Annotated in this window: 14 protein-coding genes; 11 read left to right on the forward strand and 3 right to left on the reverse strand. The window is 61.5% G+C overall.

The genetic code is table 11. From position 1 onward, the window contains the following. The coding region (locus CK226_RS28415) for a calcium-binding protein (protein ID WP_143750389.1) at positions 1–880 on the forward strand (880 nt) is incomplete at its 5' end. Between the two features lie 95 nt (positions 881–975). Continuing rightward, positions 976–1,188, forward strand: coding sequence for a DUF768 domain-containing protein (locus tag CK226_RS28420; RefSeq protein ID WP_095775549.1), 213 nt, complete (start codon positions 976–978; stop codon positions 1,186–1,188). A 128-nt stretch (positions 1,189–1,316) separates the two neighbouring features. On the opposite strand, the gene CK226_RS28425 is transcribed toward CK226_RS28420, so the two are convergent. Beyond that, positions 1,317–2,042, reverse strand: coding sequence for an AAA family ATPase (locus CK226_RS28425; protein WP_095793611.1), 726 nt, complete (start codon positions 2,040–2,042; stop codon positions 1,317–1,319). 316 nt (positions 2,043–2,358) lie between these two features. Here CK226_RS28425 and CK226_RS28430 point away from each other — a divergent pair, with 316 nt between their 5' ends. Genes CK226_RS28430 through CK226_RS28450 form a run of 5 tightly spaced genes read left to right on the forward strand, consistent with a single transcriptional unit; the run spans position 2,359 to position 9,994 of the window. Further along, positions 2,359–5,115 carry an AMP-binding protein gene (locus CK226_RS28430; protein ID WP_095793612.1) on the forward strand — a complete coding sequence of 919 codons (2,757 nt, stop codon included), beginning with the start codon at positions 2,359–2,361 and terminating at the stop codon, positions 5,113–5,115. Next, on the forward strand, positions 5,112–6,095 hold the full coding sequence (gene nadE / locus CK226_RS28435; protein ID WP_095793613.1) for an NAD(+) synthase: 984 nt from the start codon (positions 5,112–5,114) through the stop codon (positions 6,093–6,095). Before CK226_RS28430 ends, nadE begins: the two co-directional genes overlap by 4 nt. Positions 6,096–6,101: 6 nt before the next feature. After that, the gene (gene asnB / locus CK226_RS28440; RefSeq protein WP_095793614.1) at positions 6,102–8,129 is read left to right on the forward strand and encodes an asparagine synthase (glutamine-hydrolyzing); all 2,028 of its coding nucleotides are present in this window, start codon (positions 6,102–6,104) and stop codon (positions 8,127–8,129) included. Beyond that, positions 8,119–9,672, forward strand: a complete 1,554-nt coding sequence (locus CK226_RS28445) for an AMP-binding protein (protein WP_179301149.1) — start codon at positions 8,119–8,121, stop codon at positions 9,670–9,672. Before asnB ends, CK226_RS28445 begins: the two co-directional genes overlap by 11 nt. 55 nt (positions 9,673–9,727) lie before the next feature. Further along, positions 9,728–9,994, forward strand: coding sequence for an acyl carrier protein (locus CK226_RS28450; protein ID WP_095775544.1), 267 nt, complete (start codon positions 9,728–9,730; stop codon positions 9,992–9,994). A gap of 55 nt (positions 9,995–10,049) precedes the next feature. On the opposite strand, the gene CK226_RS28455 is transcribed toward CK226_RS28450, so the two are convergent. Beyond that, a complete protein-coding gene (locus CK226_RS28455) occupies positions 10,050–10,742 on the reverse strand; it encodes a class I SAM-dependent methyltransferase (RefSeq protein WP_095793615.1) in 693 nt (230 codons plus the stop codon). A gap of 96 nt (positions 10,743–10,838) precedes the next feature. Beyond that, positions 10,839–11,798 (reverse strand): aldo/keto reductase, encoded by a 960-nt coding sequence (locus CK226_RS28460; RefSeq protein ID WP_095775542.1) that lies wholly within the window; start codon positions 11,796–11,798, stop codon positions 10,839–10,841. Between the two features lie 607 nt (positions 11,799–12,405). Here CK226_RS28460 and CK226_RS28465 point away from each other — a divergent pair. From CK226_RS28465 to CK226_RS28480, 4 genes are all read left to right on the forward strand, one after another. Further along, positions 12,406–13,368, forward strand: coding sequence for a helix-turn-helix domain-containing protein (locus tag CK226_RS28465; protein ID WP_095793616.1), 963 nt, complete (start codon positions 12,406–12,408; stop codon positions 13,366–13,368). Between the two features lie 144 nt (positions 13,369–13,512). Then, a complete protein-coding gene (adh, locus tag CK226_RS28470) occupies positions 13,513–15,030 on the forward strand; it encodes an aldehyde dehydrogenase (RefSeq protein ID WP_095775540.1) in 1,518 nt (505 codons plus the stop codon). A 67-nt stretch (positions 15,031–15,097) separates the two neighbouring features. Further along, positions 15,098–15,436: a DUF779 domain-containing protein gene (locus CK226_RS28475; RefSeq protein WP_095793617.1), complete on the forward strand. Its 339-nt coding sequence runs from the start codon at positions 15,098–15,100 to the stop codon at positions 15,434–15,436. Positions 15,437–15,603: 167 nt separating this feature from the next. Beyond that, positions 15,604–16,035: a potassium channel family protein gene (locus CK226_RS28480; RefSeq protein ID WP_095775538.1), complete on the forward strand. Its 432-nt coding sequence runs from the start codon at positions 15,604–15,606 to the stop codon at positions 16,033–16,035. The last annotated feature ends 4 nt before the right edge of the window (positions 16,036–16,039 follow it).

The following is a 16,039-nucleotide window of genomic DNA, read 5'->3' on the forward strand; positions in this document are numbered from 1 at the left end:
CGCCCAGGAGCAGACCATGCTGGACCACTGGGCCAAGGTAGCGCCATCGCCCGCCTTCGACTATGCCTATGCCTGGGGCTCTCAACAGGGCGACACCGCGCTTGGCGACTCGCCGGCGCTGCAGGCCCTCTTCCTTCAGCATAATCAGAGCACCACCAGCGTAACTTCGACCGGCGCAACGACTCCGCCCACCAGCACGGTGCCCCCAACCACTACCGTGCCTTCGAGCAGCGATCACACTTTCTACGGCACGGGCGGCGCGGATGTGCTTCACGGCACCACCGGCGCCGATACGATGGTTGGTGGCGGCTACAACGACACCTACTATGTCAACAACGTCGGCGACAAGGTGGTGGAACTGTTGGGCGGCGGCAACGATACCGTGCTGGCATCGGTGAGTTACGCGCTGTCGGCCGGCTCGGAGATCGAGCACCTCGCCATCACGAGCAAGTCCGGCACTACGCCCATGAACCTCAAGGGAAACGGGTTCTCCCAAACCATAGACGGCAATGCCGGCAGCAACATCATCAACGGCGGTGGCGGAAAGGACGTGCTGACGGGAAATGGGGGCAAGGACTACTTTTTCTTCAATGCCGCCCTCAAGACCGGCAATGTCGACAAGATCACCGATTTTAACGTGGCACAGGACAAGATCGCGCTCGACCACCATGTGTTCACCGGCCTTCAAGCGGGCGCCCTTCCCACCTCGGCGTTCCACCAAGGCAGGGGTGCGCACGACAGTGGCGATCACATCATCTACAACAGTTCGACCGGCGCCCTGTCTTTCGACAGCGACGGCGAGGGTGGCGCACATCAGATCCAGTTTGCCACCCTGTCTCCGCATCTGTCTTTGACGGCGTCCTCGTTCATCGTAGCGTGAGCCTTGGGAAACGTCAGACCCCGATCACAAGGGTCTGACGTTTTCTTGAACACATATCGGCGGAACGAAATCGCTCCAACGCTCGTTGGTCCATCATGAGCGCTCGGGGCATCGAATTCCTGCAGAAATGGGTGGAGGATAATTTGCCACCCTATTCGAGATCCGATCCGACCCTTGCGGCGAAGCTCGCCGAGCAAGTGACGGCGGACGCCATCAAGGCGGGAATTCGCCCCGAGGAAATCTCGGAAGAAGTCGGAAGCATGTTGACCACCATGCTTGAAGTGCTCGACCAACGCGACACGAAATGATTGCGCGGCCGGTTACATTGGCAACGTCGCACGGGTCCATGGCCGACACGCCGACGGCTTCGCCGAAGAGAGTGCCACCAAGTCCTTGATCGCCAGCCAATCCAGTGGTTTGGCTCTTATCGCCTTGGTCAAACCGGGACGGTCTCGTGCTCTTTCAAGGCTCGCCTGATGATCTTGTCGAGGTCGTGAGGTTCAGCACCGTTGACTTGTATCAAGGGCCATCCATCCTGGCGCAAGCACTTGCCGATCTCCCTTGAGATATCGGCCTGCCTCAAGCCCCTGTCCACGCCGAGTTCGAACAGCAGGACCTCCAGCAGCGGTTGCTGCGCATGCCGATCCATGAGACGGCGGCGCAATGTTTCCTGCGGCGCATCGAGCTGGATAAGGAGGTCTGGTCGCGGCATGAACGCCAGGCAGTCACGAACCACGTCAATGCTTGGATTTCGCGCCAGCACAACCAGCGCGCATAAAGCCTGGATTAGGCCCTCTTCGAAAATGAAATAACCTTCCGATTGCTGCGCTTGACGCCACGACTCGCACAGCAGGGCGATATCGACCTTCATGCGCCACGACCATGTGCGGCTTCGTAGTGGGATTGACGCCAGAAGCCGCGCCGCGACACCATCCTTCGGCAGGGTCGACAGCAAGACTGGGCCGGAGGTGGCAATCTTTTTGCCAATGCGCCCAATGCCATGGCGAACTTCCGGACCGTCTTCCTGGGCCGACCCATATTCAATCAGGCGATACCCGTTCACTGTCTTCACGTTGATGTCGTATTTCGCCATCCCCTGGCAGAGGCCGCGAAGAAGTGTGGTCTTGCCTGCACCAGGCGGCCCGAACAACTCGATGATCATCACGCAATACCCAAATGTCTCCGAGCAAGCAGTCATTCGCCTGCGTATCAAAGCTTAGCCGGATTACGAGCCACACCAACGTTCATTTGAATGATCTTTCATATATGCCGGAGGCACGCGGGATTGGCCCTTGGCAAGCGTCTCAAGATCGGGGACCTCCGGGCGGACCGGCCGTTACCGAAGGGGAATTGGAGAACGTCTTCGAGGCCGGGAGCGGGAAAGCACTGTCTGATCAAGATCGAGGCATCATCCGAATGATTGATGAAAAGATTTCGGTGGCGAGTGATGGTCGACGTTCAGCTTGGTGGGGCCCTGAATGTCTTCAGCGTATTTGCAGTCTGAAGCGGTGAATGAAGATCTGCGGGTGGATTGTCGACCGACGACGACCCGCGGATGGTCAGATATTCCCGAATACGCTCTTGACGAAGGGGGACCCCTCTGGCGCCCCTATCAGCGGATGGGCGCCGGGTTTGCCGACATTCCCGTCTTCGATCACCTTAGAAACGTCGCAAGGCAATATCCCGACAAGGTCGCGATCGGCGACGGCGCCAATCGCCTGACTTATTCCGAGCTTTTCCGGGCTGTCGAGACATTGTCGCACCGTATCGCTACCGTCGTTCCCGAAGGACAGGCGGTCGGAATCCTTCAGGCCAACTCGGCCTGGTACGCCGTGGCGATACTGGCCAGTATGGCGGCCGGGCGGCCTTCGGTTCCGCTCAACATGAGAGATCCGGGCTCTCGGATCATCGAGATCGTGAATGCCGCGCGGCTCGGCGCCATCATAGGCGCTGGAAATGTTCGCCTAACCGATTTGCCGCAGGAAGTCCTATGGATCGATATTGCGGCTGGCGTCGCGCCGAACGGTCAACAGGCATCACAGCAGCCACAGCTCCCTTCGGTTTCCGTCGATGCGCCCGCAATGGTGCTTTACACATCAGGTAGCACCGGACGCCCCAAGGGCATCGTCAACAGCCAACGCAGCCTGCTGTGGCGCGTCCGGCAATATGTCGACGCGTGCCATATCAACGCGGATGACGTTTTCCTGCCGCTGACCGGGCCTGCCACGATCGCCGGTTGCCGGGAGATTTTTACTGCACTGCTGACTGGCGCCACGTTGCACCTTCTCGAGGTGGAGGCGGTCGGCCTCCGCGCTGTCCGCGCTCGGGTTCAAGCCGAAGGTGTGACGATCGCCTATCTTGTGCCGGCGCTGCTTCGGGCACTGTTGACCGAGGCCCCTGCTGACGCTTTCCAGTCGCTCAGAGTGGCACGGATCGGTGGCGAGAAGGTGTCGTGGACGGACATCGCCTTGCTGCGCAAAGCCGTTTCGAACCAGTGCCTGATCCAGATCGGCTACTCGTCAACCGAGACCACCGGCTCGCAATGGTTCCTGCCGCAGGATTGGCCGGAGCAAGACGCATCGATCCCCGTCGGCAGGCTGCTTCCCGGGATGGCATTCGCTATCGTCGACGACGCAGGACACGATGTCGGGACAGGCGAGAGTGGAGAGCTTCTGATCAAAAGCCCCTATGTTCTGCTTGGTCATTGGGAGAACGGCGTCGTCATTCCCGCGCGGCCGGACCCGGACGATCCCGGTGTGCGGGTTTTTGCGACGGGCGACCTCGTTCGGCTGGACGACGATGGCCTGTTGCGCATCGTCGGCCGCAAGGGGCGCCAGATCAAGATCAATGGTCGACGCGTCGAGCCCGCCGAGCTCGAACGGGTCCTGCGTTGCGCGCCTTCGGTGGCGGATGCCGTGGCAATCGTGACGCCGGCCGAGGAACTCATCGCATTCGCGGTTGCCCAGCGCTTCGCCGGGGCTGCTTTCGCGGAGGAGCTTCGTCAGCTCGTCAGAACGACGTTGCCGGCGCCGCTGCGTCCGTTGCGGTTGCACACCATCGCGGAGATCCCACGCTTGCCGGGAGGTAAGGTAGACCTGGCAACGCTCACCGAAATGGATCGTACGGAGAGAAAGACCGCGCCAGCCGTCCAGCCGCCCGCTGCCCGACCGCTCCCCGCAGGAGGCCAACTGAATACAAGGCAAGTGGTGCAGCACGCGTGGATGCAGGTTCTCAACATGGGCGCTGCGGTGGGAAATTGGGATGAGGCGGGGGGAGATTCGCTGCAGCTGCTGCATTGCGTCATGGCGATCGAGAGCGCCATAGGGCGAGAGCTGGGCCTCGAGGCCTTCACCGTCGGTATGAGCTTCGACGAGATGGTTGAGGCTGTCGTCTCCGCACAGGCGGGCGAACGACACGCGAAGAAACATCACCCTCCGGTTCTTTTCCTGTTCCCAGGGTCCGTCGGTTATGGTCCGAGCCTGGCTGCGTTCGCAGCCGCCATGGGCAAAGTCGCCCGCGTGAACCCCATTCGGTATCCTGGCCTCGCCGCGATATTGGACGGACATAACAGCCTCTCCGCCATGGCTGCCGCCGCAGTCGAGCAGATAGACCGCGCCCAGCCTGACGGCCCTGTGCGACTTCTCGGCCATTCGCTTGGTGGCGCGGTTGCGTTCGAGGTCGCGGCACGGCTTCTGGCGGCCGGTCGATCGGTAAGGTTTTTGGGTATCCTCGATACGAGCCTTCTGGACGAGCCGAGCAACCATTGGGAGACACTTACCCGCACATTCCATCGCATTCGCACCAATCGCATATCCGCCCACCGGATGGCTTGCCGAGCTCTTGCCAAGATCACCGTCGCCATGGGCTGCGAGGCGTATCTCGCCAGGATTCTCGACCGCTTTGGCAAGGGAGAGTTCAGCCCGACAAGCTTCAGAACCAAACTGGAACTGCAGGAAGTCTTGCGGGCGCGGTCTTTCTTCCAGTGGCTCGCGGCACCCAAACCGGCCCTGCCCATCTCCGGCACCTTGTTCCGATGCCGTCGGGAGGGAATGCCTCGGGCCCTGGGCTGGGAAAGCGCTCTGGCGCATTTGGACGTGGTTCCGATCATGGGCAACCACATCGACCTTGTCATAGAGCCCAATCTTGCCACCAACCGCCCGCTCATCGAGACGGCCGTCGTGCGGACCTACTCCCCGGCCGAGTCTCGCAAAAGGGAGGATCTGTCATCGACGTGATCTCACACTTCAGCAAGGACATGCTGGTGCTCGATGCTCGTGCGGAGGTCGATCGCATCGTTGACACCTTGCGCAAGCAGGTTCTTGGCACGCTCCGCCGTCGCGGAGTGGTTGTCGGCCTTTCCGGCGGCATCGACAGCTCCGTCGTCGCGACCCTGTGCACACGGGCGTTCGGCAAAGACAAGGTCTTGGGCCTGTTCATGCCGGAGCGCGATTCCTCCGGCGACTCCCTGAGACTTGGCCGCCGTGTCGCGGCACAGCTTGGCATTGAGAATATCCTGGAAGACATAGGCCCGGCAGTGGAAGCCGTCGGCGCCTACCGTCGGCAGATCGAGGCGATCCGGACCGTCGTTCCCGACTATGGGGACGGCTGGAAATGCAAGCTGGTGATCGAACCGGTTCTCGAGAGCAACGGCCTCAACATCACCCGACTCACCGTCCAGGATCCGGAGGGCAAGGTCGACACGGTGCGTCTGTCGCCTGCCGCCTATCTGCAGATCGTCGCCGCAACCAACTATAAGCAGCGTCTGCGCAAGATGACGGAATACTACCACGCCGACCGCCTCAAATACGCGGTTGCGGGGACACCAAACCGTTTGGAGTACGACCAGGGGTTTTTCGTCAAGCAGGGCGACGGAACCGCCGACGTGATGCCGATCGTCCACCTTTACAAAACCCAGGTTTATCAGCTCGCGGAATATCTCGGGGTGGACGAGGAAATCCGCCAGCGGGCACCGACCACCGACACATTCTCCATGGCGCAAAGCCAGGAGGAGTTCTACTTCGCGCTGCCCTATCATCTGATGGATTTATGCCTCTACGGCCTAAACCATGGGATCGCCAGCGAGGAGGTCGCGGCGGTTGCCGGCCTCACCGAGCCCCAGCTGCAGAAAGTCTTCAAAGACATCGACGCGAAACGGCGGGCCGCCCACTATCTTCACGCGCGGCCTTTGCTCTCCGTGGAAATTGGCGAGGATTGACCGGGAATGTGCGGCATCGCTGGAATTGTGACCCTGAACGCCGCGGCGGCTTCTCCTTCACGCGAGGCGCTGATGCGGATGGTGGGCACGCTGGCGCATCGCGGGCCGGACGAGCGCGGCATCTACCGCGACAAGCGTGCAGGGCTGGCGCATGCCCGCCTGTCCGTCGTCGATCTTTCCAGCGGCCAGCAGCCGCTTGCGGACACAGGCGATACGACCTGGATCGTGTTCAACGGCGAGATATTCAACTATGTCGAGCTGCGGGAAAAGCTGATTGCGCTTGGCCACCGCTTCCGGACCCGCAGCGACACGGAGGTCGCGCTGCATGCATATCGCGCATGGGGCGAAGCGGCCTTCGAGCGGATGAACGGCCAATGGGCAATCGCAATCTGGGACTCAATAGCAGGTCGTCTCGTCTTGTCGCGCGACCGGTTCGGCATTTGCCCCCTGCATTTTTGCGAGCATGCGGGCCGCCTTTATTTCGCCAGTGAAGTGAAGGCCATTTTCGCAGCCGATCCAGCCATCCCTCGCGCGTTTGATCCTGCCGGCCTCGATCAGACTTTCACGCTCTGGACTGTCGTTCCACCGCAAGGGGTATTTCAGGGAATCCACGAGCTCGTACCGGGGCATGTCCGCATCTACCAGGATGGCACCGTTCGCGAGCAGGTCTTTTGGCAGCCTTCCTACCCCGAGAATATCGGAGCGCAGCACGGCGAGTTCAGCGGGTCGTGCGATGACGCGGTGGACCGCGTGCGTGACGCCCTCGAGGCCGCGACGGCACTCCGAATGGTGCGCGCCGACGTGCCTGTCGGGTGTTACCTGTCGGGAGGACTGGACAGCTCGCTTGTGGCGACACTGGGAAGGCGCTTCGCCGGCCGACGCTTCCAGACCTTCTCCTTGCGTTTTGCCGACGCCGAATATGACGAGACCCGCTTCCAGCGCCTGGTTGCCGAAGCAACCGGCAGCGAGCACCATGAGGTGGTGGTTTCGCGCGGCGATATCGCGGCAATCTTTCCTGAGGTGATCTACCATACCGAGCGCCCGATACTGAGGACCGCCCCGGCGCCGCTGTTCCTGCTATCGAGGCTGGTGCGCGAGCGTGGCATCAAGGTCGTGCTGACCGGCGAAGGTGCCGACGAAATGTTCGCCGGCTACGACCTGTTCCGTGAAGCCAAGGTCCGCCGATTCTGGGGACGCCAGCCGGCGTCGACACGACGCTCACGCCTCCTCGAGCGTCTTTACCCGTATCTCACCCGCTCGCCGGTGCAACAGCAAGCGATGGCGCGCCAGTTCTTCGGACGCGGGATCGAGGCGCATGACGCGCCCGGCTTTGCCCATGACACGCGCTGGCGCAGCACCGGCGCCATCAAGCGCCTGTTCTCCGCGGATCTGCGCGCCGATTCCCAGCGCCGCGACGCCGTGTCGGAGTTGCTTGGCAGTCTGCCCGCGGCGTTTTCGCGCTGGAGCCCTCTTGCGCAGGACCAGTATCTCGAGGTCCAGACGTTGATGTCGGGCTATCTGCTTTCCTCGCAGGGCGACAGGATGCTGATGGCTCACTCCGTCGAGGGGCGCTTTCCGTTCCTCGACGATGAACTTGTGAGGCTCGCGAATTCACTTCCGCCTTCCTACAAGCTGCGTGTCCTGGATGAGAAGCACGTGCTGAAACGCGTGGCGGAGCCGATCGTGCCCTCCGAGATCGTAACCCGCAAGAAGCAGCCATTCCGGGCGCCCAATGCGCTTTGCTTCGCTGACGACGCCGCACCTGAATACATTCGCGAAGCGCTTTCGGAGACGGCGATACGCAAGGCGAATGTTTTCGATCCGGCTTCGGTCACACGCCTGCTCGGCAAGTGCCAGGCCAGGACCGGTGACGGTGATCTTTCCAATGCCGACAACATGGCGCTTGTCGGCGTGCTGTCGACCCAGCTCCTGCACCAGCAGTTTGTCGCGAGCTGTCCCGGTGCAACCCACGTGCGTGGGCTCAGCGTCGACGTCGACCGCGAACATCGGGAGGAGCGCTTGCATGTTGCATGATGCCGTACCCCTGCTGCATGACTACCTCGCCCACTCCGCCGGCCGGCTCGGCGACAAGGTAGCGCTGGTGTGCGGCAAGCAACGTGTCACCTATGGCGAGCTCGAGGCGCGCGCCAATGCAATCGCCACGGATTTGGCCGCATCAGGGGTCGCGCGCGGCGACCGCGTGATGATCTTCGCCGACAACACGGTCGAGACGGTGGTGAGCTTCTGGGCTGTACTCAAGGCGAATGCGGTGGTGTGCATCGTCAACCCGCTGACCAAGAGCGACAAGCTTGATTATCTGCTCAACGACTGCCTACCGGCGGCGCTGATCACCGACGCGCATCTGCACTCGATCTTCCGCGAACCGGCGCGCAGCTGCCCGTCACTTCTGCGGACGATCGTTTCCGGATCGATCGATGATGACGAGCTCTCCCGATTGCCGCAAGCCATACGCTGGGACATCGCGGTCGCCGCCGGCGACGCGCCGCCGGCGCGGCGCTGCATCGATATCGATCTTGCCGCCATCATCTACACGTCCGGCTCGACGGGCGAACCCAAGGGCGTGATGCTGACGCACAGGAACATGATGACCGCGTGCGCGTCGATCGCTTCCTACCTCGAGCTTGCAGAGGACGAGGTGATCCTCAATGTCCTACCCCTCGCCTTCGATTACGGCCTGTACCAGATGGTCATGGCGTTTCGCACCGGCGCCCGGCTGGTGCTCGAACGTTCGTTCGCCTTCCCGGCGCAGGTCCTTGGGCTGATCAGGCAAGAGGGGGTTACGGGTTTCCCCGGCGTGCCGACCATCTTTGCGGCACTCTCCGAGCTCAAGTCCCTCAAGGACCAGGATTTCTCAAGCATTCGCTACGTCACGAACACCGCGGCGGCCCTGCCCCTCAAGCATATTCTCATGCTTCGGGAGCTGTTTTCGAGCGCACGCATCTATTCGATGTACGGCCTCACCGAATGCAAGCGTTGCACCTATTTGCCGCCGGAGGATCTCGCGCGAAAGCCGTTGAGCGTCGGGATCGCGATCCCGAATACGGAAATGTGGATCGTCGACGAACATGACAGAAGGGTCGGCCCCGGCGTCGTTGGCCAGCTCGTCATTCGCGGCGCGACAGTCATGAAGGGCTACTGGGGCAAGCCCGAAGCGACGGCCAGGAAGCTCAAACCCGGCCCGTTGCCCGGCGAGCAGGTCCTATATACCGGCGACTACTGCCGGATGGACGCGGAGGGCTACCTCTACTTCGTCAGCCGCGGTGACGAGATCATAAAATCGCGAGGCGAGAAGGTGGCGCCGAAGGAAGTGGAGAACGTCCTTATGGATATTCCCGGCGTCCGGGAAGCAGCGGTCATCGGTGTTCCCGACGAACTCCTTGGGCAGGCGGTTAAGGCGTTTGTCGTGATGGAGAATGGAAGAACCATCGGCGAAAAACAGCTGCAGATGGAGTGCCAGAAACGACTGGAAAACTTCATGGTTCCGAAGTCCATCGTCGTCGTGGCCAGCCTACCGATGACGGATACCGGCAAACTCAAGAAAACGGCCCTGTCATGAGGTGGGCGCGGGGACGAGGTCGCTTATTTTATTGTGTCTTACAGAGGGCGAATTCATGTTGACGATCAAAGACCGCACCGGAACCTACAGCGAGCAGATCCGCAGTTTCTTGGTTTCGAATTTCTACGTGAGCGACGTGAAGGCATTGATGAGCGACACGTCCTTGCTCGACCAGGGCATCGTCGACTCGACGGGAGTGCTTGAGATTATAGGCTTCATAGAGGAGACCTTTGGCATCATCGTCGAAGACAGCGAGCTCTTGCCTGAAAACCTCGATTCCATTCAAGGGATCGAGCAATACATCATCCGCAAGATGAATTGATTGCCGGCGTAAAGCCCAGACCGGTTCGCGCAATTGCTCTGGGTTTCCCGCACGCTCATGCCTGCGACTTGGCTTGTCCCAGGACCACCCGGCCCTCGCCCGCTTCGTTCGACACAGCGCGGATGTTCTCGTATGCCTTGCCGCGCTCCAGCAGTCCCATCACCTGCCGGTCCTGGCCAAGGCCGACCTCGAAGAGCAGGGTGCCGCCAGGCCGCAAGTATCGTGGCGCGTCCTTCACCACCCGCATATGGATGCTCAGGCCGTACGGGCCGGCCGCGAACGCTTCGCGCGGCTCGAGTTCGACCAGATGCGCGCGGTCGCCCTCAAGCCGCTTTTCCGAAATGTAGGGCGGATTGCAGACGATAATGTCGATCGTTCCGTCGAGCCCAAGGCCCGAGAGAGCGTCGAACAAATCGCCCTGAAGCACCGAAACGCGGTCAGCCATGCCGTGATGGGCAGCGTTACGGCGTGCCACGCCGACGCATCCATCGGTGAGGTCGCTCGCCCAGACACGTGCGGTGGGAATGTGGTGGGCGATGGCACACGCCAGATTGCCAGTGCCGCAGCACATGTCGACGATGCGCGGCGCCGGCAGGTTCATTTGATGCAAAACACCAAGGGCCGTCCTGCCCAGCAATTCCGTCTCTGGCCGGGGGACGAGCGCACCGGGCGCGACGAGCAACTCAAGTCCCATGAAAATGGCGCGGCCCGTGCCATAGGCGTCGGCGACACTGAACTCTTTGCTCATGGCGAACCCGCTGGCTTAATGTTTCCAGTATAGCTGTTCGGCATTCCTGCGCCAGTCAAACCTGTGGTTGGAGAACCCCGGCAAGCTGCCAGCCGATCAGTCTTTGACACCCATGTCGAGCGCGGCAATGACGGCATTCAGGCGCTCGGGTGTTAGATCGTTCTTCAATCGCCGCAGATTGAAATCGAGGTGTTCCTTCTTGAGCATGGAGACCAGGGTGACGCCGGCCGAATTCGTTGCGAATGCGTAATCGGCGAGAAATGCGATAGCAATTTCAGTGGGACTGCCGCGGTATCCGAGGTCACCAAGAGCGACCAGTATTCCCTTGCGCGCATTGAATTTCGCGACGATTCGATTGAGGCCTGAGAATGTCCCGTGCGTTACGAACGTTCTGTGCCGGTGAACGCGCGCCTTCAACTTGGCGAGGTTTGACTCCAGCGGGGTATTGGCAATCTGCACGAACCGATAAGGCAGCGATTCCTGGAGAGCCGTCATTCCGGCCTCGAGGTCTCCCGCGACCGAGATGGCCCGGGCCTTCCCGTCCTGAATCACGCGCTCCACGGCCCGGATGATATCCTCGCGAACAAGCTCTTCGGCGGTCGGACGATGCAGTGCGAGGACATCGACATAATCCGTGCGAAGACGCCTCAGGCTTTCCTCGACACTGGATCTTATCAACGCCGCGGACAGCGGCACCTTGAAAGGCGTGGGGCGCACTCTTGAAGCATGCTGCTTAAGCGCCGGAACCGTCGCAACAGCGATCCGCGACAACGGCTTCAGCAGTCGCATGGTGGCGGAGGTCTTCGGCGGACGCATGCCAACCTTGGTGCAGACGCAGACGCTATCCCGTTTCCTGGATGCAAATTCACCCCAGATCGATTCAGCCATGCCGTCGCCATACGAAGGCGCTACGTCGTACCAGGTCACCCCTGCTTCGTAGGCGCGTTCCAAGGTCTCGATGCCCTTGCGAACTCCGATACGAGAGCCAAGCGAAGCGCAGCCAAAGCCGATACTTGAAACCTTGCTGCCAATAGCTTCGACAAAGACCAGCTTCATGGCAAAGCCTCGTTTTTGATACCGGCATCAAGCCGCCGCTGTCTCAGTCGAATGATCTTTTTGTCTTTCTGTCAATAGACAAGAAAGAAAGCCATGAGCCCGCGCCAGTGCAAAAGGTGGCATTAAATAGCATATCTGCGCGTCTCGGATCGTGATCACGGGTGACTGCATGCAGAACAGAAACGGATTCTTAGTCAGGTAAAAATTCCCCCAGAAAGATAGTGGCGGGTCGGACGGTATATTTATAATTTTGATTTTATTGATTTTTTCGTGGGCCGGGACGTTCGCGAGGTTGTTATCTGTATGCCTTGGCAGCGATTTCAGCGACCGGGCCGTAGTGAGCAGATCTTTGCTCTCGATCAAGGAAGCCCCAGTTCATTGAGCTAGATTTTGAACCAGCTGAAGGGCGCCTGGGAGCAAAGAATGTTCTCGCCGAGGAGGGCTATGGCTTGGCCGGATATCGCAGTTCGATGACTCCGCCTCTGATTCTTCTGTCGAATTGACAGTGTCGTGATTGAAAGCCGAACCTGGCATGGCACCAGCGCTACCTTGTCTTGAAGCAGCGATGGTCCGGGGGCTGAAGGAAAGACTGGTTCTGGGAGGAAGCATGGGCGAGGACCTATCCGGTCATCATGCCGACCGCATTCAGGCCGCGATCGCTTCGGACGCGGCGGCGAAATCCGCGCTGGTCGCGTCCTGGCGACGGTCTTCCAATTTGCACCGGCTCGATCCAACCGACTGCAGTTCCCCACGCTACCTCACGGAGACGGAGCTGGGGCAGGCCCGCCAACGTATCGAACCACTCGTCCGGGCTGCCCAATCGAGTCTGGACCGGCTCTATCTCGCGGTGGGCGGCGTCGGATGCTGCGTCCTCCTCGCCGATCGTGATGGCGTGCCCGTCGAACGGCGCGGCGCGCCTGTGGATGACGAAACGTTTCATTCCTGGGGTTTGTGGACTGGCTCCGTCTGGAACGAACAAAGCGAGGGCACCAACGGTATCGGCACCTGCCTGGTCGAACAGCGCGCGCTGACGATCCACCGCGACCAGCATTTTCATACGCGCAATACGGGGCTCAGTTGCACCACCGCTCCGATCTACGACCACCAGGGAGATCTGGTGGCCGCGCTCGACGTGTCGTCCTGCCGCGCTGACCTGACCGAAGCTTTTGCCAACCTTATTTCGCTAGCCGTTATCGACGCGGTGCGTCGGATCGAGGCAGAGAACTTCAAAATGGCATTCCCCAAGGCCCGCATTCTGCTGGCGCCGGTGGCCGACAAAGGCTCCGGCGCACTGATCGCCGTGGATACAGACGATTTGGTGGTCGGCGCGACCCGGTCGGCTCGCCTTGCGCTTGGAATCACCCAGCAGTGCCTGGACAAGCCGATGCCGGCGGCCGATCTGCTCGGCTGGGCCGGCCCCGAAGTGCTTGCCGAGGCGGAGCGCGGTGTTCTGCAGCGGGCGCTCGCGCGGGCGGACGGAAATGTCTCGGCCGCGGCCCAGGCGCTGGGCATCAGCCGCGCGACGCTTCACCGCAAGCTCAACCGCCTGGACGTCCACAGGTCGCACTGACCATTCGAAACCTCATACGGCTGTCGCAATTCTGCGACACATCCCGCCCGCGCGCTGTCCCCGGGGCGGTGACATTGGCGGCCTAAATCGCAACTCTCTTCCGAAGCGTCGCATCCCGCGACGTCAGCTTTGGGAGGAAGACACATGAACAAGGTTGAATTCTCACGCCCGGTCAAGGCGCCTTTCGACAAGCGCTACGGCAATTTCATCGGCGGCAAATGGACCGAACCCCGCTCCGGCCGCTACTTCGAGAACCACTCCCCGGTGAACGGCCAGCTGCTGTGCGAGGTGGCGCGCTCGGATGCCCAGGACATCGAGGCGGCCCTGGATGCGGCCCATGCCGCCAAGGACGCGTGGGGACGCACCAGCGTGGCAGAGCGGTCGCTTATCCTCAACCGGATCGCCGACCGCATGGAGGAGAACCTCGATCTGCTCGCCTGCGCCGAAACCTGGGACAACGGCAAGCCGATCCGGGAAACGACCGCGGCCGACCTGCCTCTGGCCATCGACCATTTCCGGTATTTCGCTGGCGCCGTGCGCGGCCAGGAAGGCAGCCTTTCGCAGATCGACGACGACACGGTCGCCTATCATTTCCACGAGCCGCTCGGCGTGGTCGGCCAGATCATTCCCTGGAACTTCCCGCTGCTGATGGCATGCTGGAAGCTCGCGCCCGCGCTTGCGGCCGGCAACTGCGTCGTGCTGAAGCCCGCCGAGCAGACACCGGCCGCCATCCTGCTCTGGGCCGATCTTATCGGCGATCTGCTGCCGCCAGGTGTGCTCAACATCGTCAACGGCTTCGGCCTCGAGGCCGGCAAGCCACTCGCGTCGTCGCCGCGCATCGCCAAGATCGCCTTTACCGGCGAGACCACGACGGGCCGGCTGATCATGCAATATGCCAGCCAGAACCTCATCCCCGTCACACTGGAACTGGGCGGCAAGTCGCCCAACATCTTCTTCAAGGACGTTGTCGCCGAGGACGACGATTTCTTCGACAAGGCGATCGAAGGCTTCGTCATGTTCGCGCTGAACCAAGGGGAGGTCTGCACCTGCCCGAGCCGCGCGCTCATCCATGAATCGATCTACGACAGGTTCATGGAACGTGCCCTCAAGCGCGTCGAAGCGATCGTGCAGGGCGACCCGCTCGATCCCGCGACGATGATTGGCGCCCAGGCCTCGTCCGAGCAGCTTGAAAAGATCCTGTCCTACATCGACATCGGCCGCCAGGAAGGCGCCGAGGTGCTGACCGGCGGCGCCCGCAATGTTCTGCCCGGCGACCTGGCGGGCGGCTATTACGTCAAGCCGACCGTGTTCAGGGGCCACAACAAGATGCGCATCTTCCAGGAGGAGATTTTCGGACCGGTGGTTTCGGTCACGACCTTCAAGGACGACGACGAAGCGCTCAGCATTGCCAACGATACGCTCTACGGGCTCGGCGCCGGCGTCTGGACACGTGACGGCAACCGCGCCTATCGCTTTGGCCGCGCGATCCAGGCCGGCCGCGTCTGGACCAACTGCTACCACGCCTATCCCGCGCATGCGGCCTTCGGCGGCTACAAGCAGTCCGGCATCGGCCGCGAGACGCACAAGATGATGCTCGACCATTATCAGCAGACCAAGAACATGCTGGTCAGCTATAGCCCGAAGAAGCTCGGCTTCTTCTGATCGGCTGTTTGTCGCACAGGCGCGGCTCCGCGAGGGGCCGCGCCCAAGACTGGAGATCGGAAAGACCATGCACGCAAAGGTCACGGCGACGCCGGCCGCCCTCGAACTGATCGCGGAGATCGTTGCCGAGCATGGGCCGGTGCTGTTCCACCAATCCGGCGGCTGCTGCGACGGCTCTTCGCCCATGTGCTATCCGCGCGCCGGCTTCGTCGTCGGCGACCACGATGTACTGCTCGGCCACATCGAAGACGTACCCTTCTACATCGGCGCGTCGCAATTCGAGGCCTGGAAGCACACCGATCTGATCATCGACGTGGTGCCTGGCCGCGGCGGCATGTTCTCGCTCGACAATGGTCGTGAGAAGCGGTTCCTGACGCGGTCGACGATCTGCGCCGTCCAGATGTGATGTCGGTGCATCGGGCTGCTTGCCCTTTGTCCCAGTGAAAGGAACGCACCAGAAAAACAGACGCGTGGACAACCGACAGGCTGCAAGAAGCGCGTGCTTCGGTTCTCATCCTCCATCGGTTTGATCTTGCACAATGCAAAGCGCCGCTGCGCCGCTACGATCAGCATATGGTCATAAATCTGTTCGCCGGCACGATCGTCATCAGCCTGACGGTCCTCATCCATACCTTCGGTCTCATCGCGATTACCCACGCCATGGCGCACCTCGTCGCTCGCTTCCGCATGCACGGCCGTCGCAGCCGAGTGGTCGCGATGATCAGCGTCGTCATGGGGCTCTTTGCCGTTATCACAGCCGAGGTGTGGCTGTGGGCCGGCGTGTATCTTGAACTCGGCGTCTTGCCGGACTTCGAGACCGCGCTCTATTTTTCCACCATTACCTTTTCGACGGTCGGATATGGCGACGTGGTTCCCGCCCATGGCTGGCGCGTGCTGGCGGCGCTCGAGGGCGTGAACGGATTTCTGCTCATCGGCTGGTCGACCGCCTACCTGGTCGCTGCCGGAACGCGCATCGGCCCGTTCAGGGTTGGCGAGCACTTCTGACCGG

Origin of the sequence: Mesorhizobium sp. WSM4311 (assembly GCF_002295115.1) — a bacterium.
Classification (GTDB): domain Bacteria; phylum Pseudomonadota; class Alphaproteobacteria; order Rhizobiales; family Rhizobiaceae; genus Mesorhizobium.

Excerpts from the sequence above, each read along its gene's own strand:
- CK226_RS28420 (WP_095775549.1), top strand. The coding sequence starts at position 976 with ATGAGCGCTCGGGGCATCGAATTCCTGCAGAAATGGGTGGAGGATAAT.
- CK226_RS28425 (WP_095793611.1), bottom strand. The coding sequence starts at position 2,042 with ATGATCATCGAGTTGTTCGGGCCGCCTGGTGCAGGCAAGACCACACTT.
- CK226_RS28430 (WP_095793612.1), top strand. The coding sequence starts at position 2,359 with ATGTCTTCAGCGTATTTGCAGTCTGAAGCGGTGAATGAAGATCTGCGG.
- asnB (WP_095793614.1), top strand. The coding sequence starts at position 6,102 with ATGTGCGGCATCGCTGGAATTGTGACCCTGAACGCCGCGGCGGCTTCT.
- CK226_RS28445 (WP_179301149.1), top strand. The coding sequence starts at position 8,119 with ATGTTGCATGATGCCGTACCCCTGCTGCATGACTACCTCGCCCACTCC.
- CK226_RS28450 (WP_095775544.1), top strand. The coding sequence starts at position 9,728 with ATGTTGACGATCAAAGACCGCACCGGAACCTACAGCGAGCAGATCCGC.
- CK226_RS28455 (WP_095793615.1), bottom strand. The coding sequence starts at position 10,742 with ATGAGCAAAGAGTTCAGTGTCGCCGACGCCTATGGCACGGGCCGCGCC.
- CK226_RS28460 (WP_095775542.1), bottom strand. The coding sequence starts at position 11,798 with ATGAAGCTGGTCTTTGTCGAAGCTATTGGCAGCAAGGTTTCAAGTATC.
- CK226_RS28465 (WP_095793616.1), top strand. The coding sequence starts at position 12,406 with ATGGGCGAGGACCTATCCGGTCATCATGCCGACCGCATTCAGGCCGCG.
- adh (WP_095775540.1), top strand. The coding sequence starts at position 13,513 with ATGAACAAGGTTGAATTCTCACGCCCGGTCAAGGCGCCTTTCGACAAG.
- CK226_RS28475 (WP_095793617.1), top strand. The coding sequence starts at position 15,098 with ATGCACGCAAAGGTCACGGCGACGCCGGCCGCCCTCGAACTGATCGCG.
- CK226_RS28480 (WP_095775538.1), top strand. The coding sequence starts at position 15,604 with ATGGTCATAAATCTGTTCGCCGGCACGATCGTCATCAGCCTGACGGTC.